Source organism: Mucilaginibacter rubeus, assembly GCF_014643835.1.
Classification (GTDB): domain Bacteria; phylum Bacteroidota; class Bacteroidia; order Sphingobacteriales; family Sphingobacteriaceae; genus Mucilaginibacter; species Mucilaginibacter rubeus.
The window spans coordinates 746,970-759,615 of sequence record NZ_BMKD01000003.1; the positions used below are offsets into that span (position 1 = coordinate 746,970).

7 protein-coding genes are annotated in these 12,646 nt (G+C 43.8%); 1 reads left to right on the forward strand and 6 read right to left on the reverse strand.

Annotation, left to right across the window (positions count from 1 at the left end):
• Positions 1–36: 36 nt before the first annotated feature.
• From IEX80_RS13435 to IEX80_RS13460, 6 genes are all read right to left on the reverse strand, one after another.
• On the reverse strand, positions 37–1,947 hold the full coding sequence (locus IEX80_RS13435; RefSeq protein WP_188833175.1) for a RagB/SusD family nutrient uptake outer membrane protein: 1,911 nt from the start codon (positions 1,945–1,947) through the stop codon (positions 37–39).
• 26 nt (positions 1,948–1,973) lie between these two features.
• On the reverse strand, positions 1,974–5,291 hold the full coding sequence (locus IEX80_RS13440) for a SusC/RagA family TonB-linked outer membrane protein (RefSeq protein WP_188833176.1): 3,318 nt from the start codon (positions 5,289–5,291) through the stop codon (positions 1,974–1,976).
• A gap of 193 nt (positions 5,292–5,484) precedes the next feature.
• Positions 5,485–7,473, reverse strand: a complete 1,989-nt coding sequence (locus IEX80_RS13445; RefSeq protein ID WP_188833177.1) for an SGNH/GDSL hydrolase family protein — start codon at positions 7,471–7,473, stop codon at positions 5,485–5,487.
• 392 nt (positions 7,474–7,865) lie between these two features.
• Entirely contained in the window at positions 7,866–9,164 is a 1,299-nt protein-coding gene (fucP, locus tag IEX80_RS13450; protein ID WP_188833178.1) for an L-fucose:H+ symporter permease, read from the reverse strand.
• 15 nt (positions 9,165–9,179) lie between these two features.
• The gene (locus IEX80_RS13455; RefSeq protein WP_188833179.1) at positions 9,180–9,944 is read right to left on the reverse strand and encodes an SDR family NAD(P)-dependent oxidoreductase; all 765 of its coding nucleotides are present in this window, start codon (positions 9,942–9,944) and stop codon (positions 9,180–9,182) included.
• Between the two features lie 9 nt (positions 9,945–9,953).
• Positions 9,954–11,183: an enolase C-terminal domain-like protein gene (locus IEX80_RS13460; RefSeq protein ID WP_188833180.1), complete on the reverse strand. Its 1,230-nt coding sequence runs from the start codon at positions 11,181–11,183 to the stop codon at positions 9,954–9,956.
• Positions 11,184–11,402: 219 nt separating this feature from the next.
• Between IEX80_RS13460 and IEX80_RS13465 the strand changes: the two genes are divergently transcribed.
• The gene (locus IEX80_RS13465; RefSeq protein ID WP_090524138.1) at positions 11,403–12,278 is read left to right on the forward strand and encodes an AraC family transcriptional regulator; all 876 of its coding nucleotides are present in this window, start codon (positions 11,403–11,405) and stop codon (positions 12,276–12,278) included.
• Positions 12,279–12,646 lie beyond the last annotated feature (368 nt).

Consider the following 12,646-nt stretch of genomic DNA (forward strand, 5'->3'; position numbering starts at 1 on the left):
ATGTTGAATTAATTCATTTTTAAATGGAGGGGACGCCTACCAGTAGGTGGTTTGTACCAGGTTGTTGTTAACGATCAGGTCATTGTCCTTTATTGGCCAGAAATAGTTTTTTAGCCCGAAAACCGGTGTTAACACGGTGTGCGGCCTGTAGTAGTTACCAGCTTCAGACTCATAGATATTCCAACCCTGCAGTGGTACGCTCAATACATTTTGGATTTCTTTCCAGCGGCGAAGGTCCCACCCGCTTTGCGCCTCAAAACATAGTTCAATACGACGTTCACGGTGTATGATATCACGCAAACCTTCTTTAGTTGTTGGCTTGCCCGGAGTTTTTGAATAGGTTGACCATGATTCCAACACACCTTTTAAACCTGCTCTTGCCCTTACTTTGTCAATGTAGTTATATACATCACTTGTGGGGCCGTTTACCTCATTCAGGGTCTCGGCATATAAAAGATATAAACCGGCAAGTCTCATCAGCGGCAGGTGAAATTCAATTGGCTGAAAACCATCATCATAAACTGAAAGGTAATTAGCCAGCTTTTTAGGCCAATAGCCGGTGATGTTTAGCGTGTTCAAATCTTTTGGACCTGCTAATGAACCTGAACCGCGCGCTTCAACATGGTAGGCCTGGTCCTGGTTGTAAATGCCGTTGCCATACCAGATACTGCCATCAAAAGCGATATTGGCATAAAAGCGGCTTTCGCGGCCATAGTGCTCATTAATGGTTGTATAACCCTGAGCTATGTAGTATTTATCGGCGTCGCCTGCTGTTTTCAGTGCAAAACGGTTGGTATAATCATAATTTTTATCCTCGGTTAAGGGTACACCGTTAGCTGTGTAAAAAAGCTCCTGTGTTGAAATCGGAACGGCAAATGTTGAGGGGTTCGAGAAAATGTTAACAGCTGATTTTGGCGTTAACCTTGGTGTTGCATATCCCTGACAGGGAAATGTTGGATTTAATGCCCAGATCAGTTCGGGGTTTACATCCCATTTTTCGGTAACGGCGTTTTGGATGGTTAGCTCGTTACGCAACTGATCTGACAGGGAACCTACCGTTGGAGGCGATACAAATGTGTATAATTTAAGGCCATTAGCTTCGCAGGCATCAATGGCCGCTTTACAGGCGTCAGCGGCACGCTTCCATTTCTGCGGATCGACGGTGCTGGAAAACAGTGCCTGTCCATCCTTATTTTTCATGCTGGCGTAATCAGGGTTGCCGTTAAATAACGGGCTGGCCTGTGTTGCCAACATTTCGGCTTTAATTGATAAGGCGGTTAATTGGGTAATGCGGCCAAGTTCTTTTGCCTGGTTGGTGATAACCGGTGGCAGATCAGGAATGGCTTCGTCCAGCAACTGGACACAATAATTAAATACCGAATCAACCGGTGAGCGTTTTACCCTTACCTCTTCGGTGCTGGCCGTAATATCGATATTGGTTTTTACCAGTGGTACCGGCCCATACAAGCGGCACAGGTAATAATGGTAATATGCTTTAAGGAACTTTACCTCGGCTATCCACCTTGCTTTTTCAGCTGGTGAAAGGTCAACAGGTTTGTCAATGTTTTCAAGCATGATGTTACACCTGCGGATAGAACGGAACAATGCCTGCCCGCCATTTTCGCCATCCCACCAGTTTACACCGGGGCTTGCGCTGTTTTGCGTGCCGCGGATAAGGCTAAAGCCATTTTCATTAAGCGGGTGATTGGTGAGGTTGTTGGGATAAATGATTTCCGATGATGTGGTGAAACCTATGTTTGATGTAGGATCATAAAATTGCTGTAAAGTAGCATAGCAGGTAAAAAGGTAATTTTCGGCCTCGTTACGGTTCCTGAACGCGTACTCGAGGGTACCGGTATTATCTGGTGTTACATCAAGATATTTTTTACATGATGCGCCCGAAACCAGGAGCCCTACCAGTAATAAAAGTTTATAATATTGTTTCATAATACTAAGTATTGATCTGTAAAAAATTATAGGCTAACGTTTATGCCTAAGTTGAACACCTTTTGTATTGGGTAGGCAAAACCATTACCACCAAGCTCAGGGTCCCAAAGTTTAAAGGCGCTCCAGGTATACAGGTTTAAGCCGTTAAAGTAAATGCGGCATTTGGTTACGTTTAGGCGCTTTAAAATTGATGGCGGCAACGAATAACCTATCTCTACCGATTTAAGTCTCAGGAAACTACCATCACGCATCCACCAGGTACTGTTTTGGCGGTTGTTTTCGATCTGGTTTCCGGTTACACCTAACCTTGGATAGGTTGCATATAAATCCTGGTTTTCCTCGCTCCAGTGACTGTCAGCAAAGGCTTTTATCAGCTGTGTATTGCCATATATGTACGGATCGGGGCTTTGAATGAACGGACTGGTGCGGCTTGGATCGATAAAGAACGACACACGAGCCTGGCCCTGGAAAAAGCAGGAGATATCAAAGTTTTTGATCCCGGCTGATAAACCGTAGCCATATACAATTTCGGGCACTGTTGGATAGCCGATAAAGGCTTGGTCTTTATCGTCAATTTTGCCATCCCCGTTTAAGTCACGGTATTTGATATCACCGCCGGCCGGAGAGACACCGTTGAGCGAAAAAATCTGTGAAGGAGAGTTCCTGGCTTCGTTATCGTCTACGAATAAGCGTTCGGCAATGTAGCCGTATTGCCTGTTTATTTCCTGGCCTTTATGGTAACGGTAAGTTTCTTTATACTGAGGCTCTTCATAGTTACCATATTTGCTGCTTGCCAGGGTAAAGTTGCCGCGGCCCTGCAGCCAAACATCTTTATTAATAGCCGCCTTATAATCCATTTGCAAGTCGATACCTTTAGTATCTGCCGTGCCAATGTTGGCAGTAACATTAGGGGTTCCATATTGGTTAAGTGCTTCAAGTCCCAATGTAGTAGGGAGCGAACTACGTGTTTGAAGAATATTATAACGGTGATATTTATAAACTTCGGCTACTACATTGATGTTTTTAAACATGGTGAACTCCAGGCCAAGGTTTAGCTGGCGCGAGGTTTCCCAGGTTACGTTAGGATTTTCGTAATTCCTGATGTATACACCGTTGCGTGAGTACCCATTGTAAGTACCGAACGATGCAGGATTGCCACCATTAAGGTCAACATCCGACAGGAAGAAGAAACGTTGTGAGCCAATGGCATCATTACCTACCAAGCCGTAGCTGGCCCTTACCTTCAAGCGGGAAATAACATCATAAAGTCCCGATCCCCAGAATTTTTCGTCAGATACGATCCATGAACCGCCAATAGTAGGGAAAAAACCAAACCTGTGGGTGGCCGAAAAACGCTCGGTACCGTTATAACCAAAGTTAAATTCCAGGAAATAGCGGCTTTTAAATGAATAAGTAGCGCGGCCTGCAAGGGTGAGGTTACGGTACGGGAGTGAGTATTGCAGTGTTGGCCTGTCAAGTACAGGATCTTTCGCTGCCGAATAAACCGTTTGCTGACGTGTACCAATCAATGATGCACTCAGGTTATGACTGCCAAAGGCATGATTATAATCCAAAACACCCTGGAAATAGATATAGGTATTCAGGTTATCGGTCTTTGGGTCACGCTCATAATTCAAGTATTCGGTGGCTACGTTATTGCCGGTTGGCTGTGGGTTAAGCCACGTTAAGGTGTACTGGTTAGTAGCTTTATCATAAGTATTCACATTATAGTAAAATGGCGAATACCCCATTTGCGACTGAAAGTATGAATACCTGTTGGTATGAAATAAGCCATGAAAGTTAAGCCCGTCGGTTATGAAATTCAGTTTCTGATTTAACTCCAACTGGGCAGATAACCTTGATTCTGAATAATTTTTATGGCCACGTAGCAATGCAGCATATGGGTTGTTGTATGCAATGGCGTTTGATGCTGAGCCTGCGTTGGCAGGTGCTGCGTTACCAAACAGTATGTGCTTAACATTGCGGTTGGCCGAATCGGCAGGGAAATATGCCGGGAACAATACCGGGCTGGTGTGTACGGCAACGTTATAAAGGTCGGTCGAGAATGAAGCATCGGCAGTAAGAGGGCCATTATACTCATTGAATGAACCGGCAAGCCTTACAATAAGCTCGGTGCTTTTACTTAAGTTGATATTAACGTTTGAGCGCAGCTGGTAGTTTTCAAACTTTACGTTGTTGTTGTTATTGTTGGCAATATCCTGCCTCAAAATACCATGGTCAACATTATATGAGCCTGATACATAGTAACGGGCCACATCGCCGCCGCCGCTTACGCTCATATCGGCACGCTGGGTAGCTGTGCGTTTTTTGAAAAGCATATCCAGCCAATCGACAGCGGGATAAACATACTTGTTGCTGCCTGCGTCGCCTCGTATGGTGGCTTCTGTATTTAATATTTTATTTTGAGAGAAGGGGAGCGGGCTTAACGGATCGCGGGTGATGGTGGCTTCGTTAAACAACTTCATGTAGGTGATTGGGTCGGCAAGCTGCAGTGTTTTGGCCGATTGTGATATGGAATTTTCCACACGTGCGTTGATCTTGGCCTTACCAACCTTACCTTCTTTGGTGCTTACCAAAATTACACCGTTTGCACCGCGGGCACCATAAAGTGCAGTAGCACTTGCATCTTTCAATATCGAAAAGCTGGCGATATCATCAACCTGCAGGCGGGCAAGGTCGGTTGTGGAAAGTTCAACGTTATCTATCAAAATAAGCGGATCTTTTTTGTAACCAAAAGTGGTTACACCGCGGATAAAGAAACTGGAATTATCCTGCCCTGGCTGGCCGCTTGGCTGAAAGGCGATGATCCCTGCAACCTGTCCGGCAAGTGCATTGGTTAAGTTACTGGCAGGTATTTTCAGATCGGCCGGTTTAACGGTTGTTACCGAACCTACTACGGCTTCTTTTCGTTCTTTTTTGCCGTAGGCCAATACCACAACTTCTTCGAGGCCGCGTTTGGACTCTTTAAGCACAATATTTACTACCAGCTTACCGGCTGAAACGGTGAAGGTTTGATCAATAAAAGTTACGTACGATACTTTAAGGATAGTACCGGGCTCGGCATCTATCACAAACTTGCCGTTAATGTCGGTAGTAGTGCCCAGGTTTTTGCGGTTGATAGCCACAATGTTGGCGCCTGCAATTTTACCGCCCAGTGTGTCGGTCACGAGGCCGGTAATGGTTACTTTACTTTGCGCGTGTGTAAATTGCGCTGAGCAAATAAAGCTCAGCAATAATAATACAAAGCAATAAAAACCCGGTGCAGACTTATGAGACTGTCTAAGCGCCCGCCAGGTTTTAATCCGTTGGTAAAATTCTTTCATAAAAGTGGTTTGATAATGGTTCTTTATTTTTGAGATTTGGTTGATGGGTTTATTTGTTTTAAGTGCCATTTAAATGCGCAGATGGTAAAAGGTTTTTCCATTAGTAAAAGGTTTGATCATTTTTTAGATATGTTAAGTTGACAATTAAAAGTTTTGAGCTGCGTTTACAGCGTATTGCTGTTTTTTAAAAAAATCAATTGATTAAAAAATAGAGTACCTGGCACGTGTTCCCCCTGCTGTTTTTGTTGTTATCGGTTTCAATTTTCAGGCTGAGCGTGTGCTGGCCTTTTTTGAGGTCGGTACTAAAGGTTACATACCAGGGCAGATAAATCCATGAGCTGAACTCCGTGTACAGGTCCATCATTTTCTCAGTGCTTCCGTCAATGCTGTAGCTGATAATGCCGGCATCCGGTCCGGATACAATAGCCATGCCTATAGCGGTGCCGGTAAATGGAAATGTTAATGATGAGCCCGGTTTTGTAGCAATAAGCATCGGTTTATGTACAAAGCCAGGGCGGGTGCTCAGGTTATTGTTGGGTGCCCAATCGGGATTAATGGCCCATCCGTTCAAATTTTTTGCGTTTTGAATGCTGTAATAGCGGCCATTGTTGAGGTTAAGCGCGTTAAGCGGTTTGGGTAATGGATTGGCTTTAATAGCAGCAATCTGCTGTTTGTCAAAACATGAATTAAGCAGGCTTTTTATGGTGGCGAAGTAAAGCTCCTGCCCGTAAATAGCCGGGTGGAGGTCTTTAAAATCATATAGCCATGAAAATTCATGGTTATTAAGTTTATCAGTAACTTCTTTGGCCAGGTTAATGGACGGCAAGCCGTAATGTCCTGCAATTAATTCATGATTTTTGATTTGCAGCGGGGTTTTGCCGTTGTTGTAATCCCTGATCTTATCCGGATCGACGAATGACATCATGACGATATCTATCGAAGGATTGGCTTTTTTTGCATGCCTTACAATTCCTTCCAGCGCCCGCACTTCGGTAAGGCTGTCCAGCCCGTTCACATTGTCATTTACCGCAGCCTCAACAAACATCAAATCAACTTTGCCCGAATCAAGCACATCCCGCTGCAATCGGAAAGCATGCGGCACACTACCTAACGAGGGGATGCCAGCCTGTATAAAATGAAAGCTGGTTGCAGGAAAACGCTCGGTAAGGTAGCGGCTTATCTTTTCGCGCCAACCGGGGTTATAGGTAATTGATCCGCCTAAAAAAGCTACTGTAGCTTTCTTGCCCGCACTGAATACACTAAGACTGTTGGCCAAGCCGTTACGGGTTATAAAGTAATCGGTATATGGCAGCACTTTTTTTACAGGATAGCAGTAGCTTATGATCATATCAGCCCAGTGCCCGGGATTTTCGATAGGGAAGTGGTGCCCGTTCAACTCCTGTGGTCCGGCGGTTACCGGGTATATCATCATCGGCCCGCCTAATGCGGTATAACGTTGAGCAAGGATATTGGTGTTTTCGGCATTGGGTACCAGTTTATCATTGATACCTATGATATGCATAACCGGTACCTTAAAAGCAGCGAGCCCGTCAAGGTTATCAATAGGATTGTCTTTGTAATCAAGCGCTTGTTGTTCGGTAAAGTGATACACCTGTTGCAGCTGTTTCCACAGAGCGGCATCGCCCGGAGCACTTAGTTTACCTCCCGGCCAGCTTTCAATATTGCAAACAGGGGCTTCATTATAAATGCAACTAATTTTATCAGGATTGCGTTTGGCCCAGCCATATACATATAAACCGCCACGACTAACGCCTTCAAGGGCAACTTTGGCAGCGAAAGCTTGTTTAGTTGTTAAATACTGATAAAAAGCATCCCAAACCTGCAAAGCATAAGGGCTGCCATATTGATCATCAACATTCACGAAAGCTACATGAAAACCTTTGGTTAGCAGAATACTATCAATATCGGTATGCCAATCAGGAAATGAAGCCCGCCAAACCCATGGATTACCTTCGAGCGCCTTTTTAGGGTTTACATAATAAGCTTTGTGAGGGCCTATGGTAATATTAACACGTTCAAATCCTTTCCAGCTATCATTAGCTGTATTTTGAATGGTATATACGGCTGGGGCATTGCCCGCACTGGCATTTTCATGGTTTTGTGCTGAGGCAATACCGGCTGTGAACCCAAATAATAGCGTAATTAGTAAAGTTTTAATCATTCAATTTTGGATATAAAAATTCCACTTCAAAAACTTCGTCCTTTTTTTGGATTGTGGTTTCTGATTAAAAAATGTTTTGTAAACTTTTAGTAGCTGGCGTTTATAATCAGGGTAAAAATATGGAGGGTATTAACAATAAATTGCACTAAAATTGATTTGTTTCGATACTATTTTGACATCGATTTTTTGATTTCGGGCAAAAAGCGACTTGCTGAAACAATTTAGTTGTATTAAGTGTAGTTCTCACAACAAAATAATATTGAAATGCAAAAAGTTGCGCAATATGGCATTGGTTACTTTTAGTTCATGGTTATTGATGATGGTTCATGGCAGCATCAGCGAGGGTGAAGGTTCAGAAACTTACGAAGTTTTACTTCGTAAGTTTGGTAAAGTTAATGTCCAATTACTGTCAACAGAGGTTCTTCCGGCTCGTCGGAATAAAGCTTGTTTTTTACAACATAACCCTTCAGTCCGTAATATAATACGTATACATAGCACACCAGCGGCGCAATGAATGCCATCCTGATGCCTGAATGGTCTGATATCAAGCCCATTATTGGCGGGATAATAGCACCGCCTACCACTCCCATAATAAGTAATGACGAAGCAACCTTTGTATAATCGCCTATATTTTTGATGCTGAGCGTAAATATGATAGGATACATCACGGAGGTAAACAGTCCTACTATTGACAGCGAGATTATGGATACATAACCATCCGTAAGTACGGATACCAATATCAGCGTAAAAGCACCTATGCTGCATAGGGTAAGCACTTTATTGGGTTTAACCTGCTTAAGTAAAAACGCCCCCAGCAAGCGCCCGGCTAAAACCAGTGCCATGTAAAGTGTGATAAACAAGGCTGCTTTTTGCTCGGTAATACCAGCAATATTCAATGACTTTGTGTAGCGAATGATAAAACTCACCACGCCAACTTCCGCACCCAAATAGGCAAAAACTGCTAATACGCCCAGTATGGTATGCCTGAATTTAAATACTCCGGAGAGTTTTTGCCTGCTGTTGCCTTCATGAATTACCGGCAACTTTAAAAAGTACAGTACTAAACATAAGGCCACAAACAACCCCGCGAGTGTTAGGTAAGGAGGAATCACAAGGTGCGCCTCGCTGTTTAAAAACGACTTAAGTTGCTCAGAAGTAAATGACTGGATGAGACTTGCCGGGATATCCTTTTCATGCAATAAAAATTTAGAGCCGATGAAGGGCCCTATGGTAGCGCCCATTGAACCAACCGCAGCCGCCAGGCTTAACCTACTTGAGGCCTGGTCGGGATCACCAAGTTTTGAAATATAGGGAGTAGCCGTAACCTCAAGTATGGCAAAGCCTGATGCCATGGTAAACAATGCCAGCAGGAACACAGGGTAATATCTGGTGGTTGCTGCCGGATAAAATATGGCGGCGCCAATAGCAGCTAATATAAGCCCGGTAAGCATTCCTGCCCTGTAACCTTTTTTTTCAATGAAGCGCCCCGCAGGTAAGGCCATCAAAAAATAAGCGCCAAAAAATGCCGACTGGATCAGCGACGATTGCAGATCAGTTAGCTGGCATGCCCGTTTCAGATGGGGGATGAGTACATCATTAATATTGCGGCTCAAATTCCAGAAAAACATCAGGCTCATTACTATCAGCAGCGGAGCCAGGTATTTTGATGCGTTACTGTTGGTTTTGTTCATGGTTCATATCTTGTTTTATCGTCTGTATCCAAGTTCGGCGCCGCCGCTCACAGGCATAATGCAGCCGGTTACAAACCGTGCCGCGTCCGAAAGCAGGAAAACCGCTGCATCGGCCACTACATCGCCCTCTGGGCAGTAACCTAATGCATGAATGTCATTCAGGTATTTTTCTATCGATCCGGGATCTGGCTGTTCGGCTGCCCATTGTTTAAGCAATGGTGTCCATACGCCGGCAGGCGAAACAGCATTTACCCTGATGCCATATTGTGCATAATCAAGCGCCATTGATTTGGTAAGGGCATTGATGCCGCCTTTGGTTGCTGTATAAGCAGCATGGAGGCTTTGACCAATATCTCCGGCCATACTGCTGGTGTTTAAAATGCAGCCTTTTGATGCTTTAAGTAAGTCGATACCATATTTGGTTGTCCAGAGCAGGCTCTTCAAATTAATGTTCATCAGTGCATCCCACTCACCCTCTTCGGTTTCGTCAACAGGTTTTGAGGGATGGGCTATAGCTGCGTTGTTATGGATAGCATCAAGCCTGCCATAGTGGTTCTTTATTGCATCGAAAGCTGCTTTTACGTCGGCAGCCTTTGATACATCGCCAGGAATACCTTCATGATTACCTCCAAAACGGTCGAGGGTTTTATACAGGGCGCGCTCATTTACATCCATTATAAAAACGGTTGCTCCCTCACGGATATAAGCTTCGGCGCAGGCCAGGCCAATGCCCGATGCGCCTCCGGTAATAAATATTACTTTGTTTAATAATTGGTTCATTTTTGGTTTTTAGCTGGTTACAAGGTCGCTGCTGTTGCCTGCTTCGGCAGGTACGGCGTAATAGCCCCCGCTAATATTGGCCGGATTTTTAAAGTATTTGGCCAAATGCGGTATATGTTCCAAAAATAAGTTTTCGTGTCCAATAGCCACATGGTTAAACAATACCAAATGCTGATGGATCTGCCCCATATCGCCCACGTGCGGTACCACAGGAATATTGAATTTTTTTGCCAGCAGGCTTATCGTCAAAAATTCGGATACACCGCCAACCCGCACGCAATCAACCTGGCAAAAATCCATGGCGCCGGCCTGCAAAAAGTTTTTAAATATGATTTTATTAGGGATATGCTCGCCCGCAGCAATTTTAAGCGGTGCGATTTCTTTAGCCAGTGTTTGATGTGCCAAAACATCATCAGGGTGGGTGGGCTCCTCTATCCAGTAAGGATTGATCGAACTTAATTCTTTACATATGGAGATGGCCTGCGGCAGGTTCCATTTCTGGTTAGCATCAAGCATAATGGTTGTTTTGTCGCCTGCCTGGGTACGTACCAGTTTTGCCCTGCGGATATCGCGTTGCGGATCATCTGAGCCAACTTTTAACTTCATGGCGGTAAATCCCCGGTCAATGGCGCGGGCTACATTCTCTTTGATCTTCTCGTCAGAATAATTAAACCAGCCCACTGATGTATCGTAAGCCTTATAACCTGTTTGCAAAACGCCATTGCGTAATGTGCGGCCTGTAAAATTGCCCTTTAAAATGCTTTCAGCTTCATCAACGGTCAATACATCTTCCAGGTAGTTCAGGTCGAGCGTGGCTACCAGTTCTTTCGGGCTCAGATCAAGCAAAAGTTTCCAGAGCGGTACCTGGCGACTCTTGGCCCAAAGATCGAAGCATGCATTCACTATAGCTGCAAGGGCTAATTGCATAACACCTTTGTGCGGACCCAGCCAACGGTAGGTAGGCGAATCCAGTATCGAACGGTAAACCGATCCGAAATCGGCCATAAGTTCTTCAATCTCACGTCCTTTAAGTGTTCCGGAAAGATATTGTATGGCTTTGCATACCAGGTCGTTACCAGCTCCCAGGGTAAAGGCCAGGCCAACGCCTGTTACACCGCTGGCAGTATGCAGCTCACAAACGGCATAAGCATACTGGGTTGAATCGTTTACTGCATCAGAGCCGGCGCCATTGCCTAAATTAAAACGCTTGTCGGTAACTTCAATTTTATTGATGTACATGTAGGTAAATATATTTTACAAATAGTTTCAGGCCGTTCTATGCCGAAAAGCCGTAATGAAATCTTGTTCCTTGTGTTTATAAATCGGTTTATTATACCTTTCCGGATAAGGTATGATGCTGTAAAATTAGCGCGGTTTGATTTTTTACTTTCACTTTAATTGGCAACTTTCGATAGTATTTTTGCTTATATTTAGCTTTTCTCTTCATGTTTTGTTAAAATGAAACCAATTTTAGCCGTATTGTCTGACGGGGTACAGTCAGAAGACCTATTTGTTGCCAGGGAAGTAAAGCTTCCTTTTTTTTCAAGTGAGTTCCATTTTCATGAAGAATGCCAGTTGGTACACATTGTAAAAGGCTCGGGCAAGCGCATCATCGGCGATCTGGTTGATTATTTTGAAAGCGGGGAGCTTATTTTTCTTGGTTCAAATATTCCGCATGTTTGGCATAATACCCAGGAACAACCCAACGAGGATGACCCTGAACATTATGCGCATTCATTATCTATTCACTTCAATCCGTCAAAATTGCTCATGAATCTTTCGGCATTTGGTAACATACGCAAAGTGGAGTCGTTTTTAAGTAAGGCGCAAAGAGGGATGGAGCTAAAGGGTAAAAGCCGTGATATGGTAATAAAACTGATGTACCAGATAGTACAGCAGGAAGGGTTGCAAAGGATCATCACCCTGCTCGAGATCCTTAATATCATGAGTGCAGACCCGGAGCATAACCTGTTGGCCAGTATCAACTATATCAATTACTATCAGTATCATGACAGTAAGCGTATGGACCAGGTGTTTAAGTATATTTTTGACAATTTCAGGGAGGATATCTCACTAAATACTATTGCCGATGTGGCTAACATGAACACATTTGCCTTCTGTCGGTTTTTTAAGGCGCGTACCCAAAAGTCGTTTACCCAGTTTGTAAATGAAACAAGAATTGGCTATGCCTGCAAACTGCTAAGTAATAAAGATAACAGTATTACAGATATAGCCTATGAGTGCGGTTTTAATAATGTATCAAACTTTAACCGCTTTTTTAAAGTGATTAAAAAGGTGAGTCCGCGCCAGTACCGGAACCAGATTTTGTCTTAGTACCTGGTTACTGCCTGCCGCGAAGTGAGCTTTCGCTGTAAGGTAATTTATTTCCCTAAAAATATCCCTTACCTTATCTTCAGAACGGAGCCGGTGGAGACTCAACTATGCGCCTCCGCACCCGGCGGATCTCATCTGGTATTGATAGTAGTAACAATTCAATTACAAACCCATTCCTGCCCAAAATAAAAGTGTAATGAATACACAGTGAGTTTTTTAAATAGTAATATTGTGTAGCCAATTGTTGAACAGCCCTTTTTAGCGATACTGCATTTCATATTTTTTTGCCTCGTTTATAAATCATTTTAGCAAGGTGATGGATAATGCTGTTTTTATGGCTGTTCATTAAATGTAAACCAATAATAACC

Excerpts from the sequence above, each read along its gene's own strand:
- IEX80_RS13440 (WP_188833176.1), bottom strand. The coding sequence starts at position 5,291 with ATGAAAGAATTTTACCAACGGATTAAAACCTGGCGGGCGCTTAGACAG.
- IEX80_RS13455 (WP_188833179.1), bottom strand. The coding sequence starts at position 9,944 with ATGAACCAATTATTAAACAAAGTAATATTTATTACCGGAGGCGCATCG.
- IEX80_RS13460 (WP_188833180.1), bottom strand. The coding sequence starts at position 11,183 with ATGTACATCAATAAAATTGAAGTTACCGACAAGCGTTTTAATTTAGGC.
- IEX80_RS13465 (WP_090524138.1), top strand. The coding sequence starts at position 11,403 with ATGAAACCAATTTTAGCCGTATTGTCTGACGGGGTACAGTCAGAAGAC.
- IEX80_RS13445 (WP_188833177.1), bottom strand. The coding sequence starts at position 7,473 with ATGATTAAAACTTTACTAATTACGCTATTATTTGGGTTCACAGCCGGT.
- fucP (WP_188833178.1), bottom strand. The coding sequence starts at position 9,164 with ATGAACAAAACCAACAGTAACGCATCAAAATACCTGGCTCCGCTGCTG.
- IEX80_RS13435 (WP_188833175.1), bottom strand. The coding sequence starts at position 1,947 with ATGAAACAATATTATAAACTTTTATTACTGGTAGGGCTCCTGGTTTCG.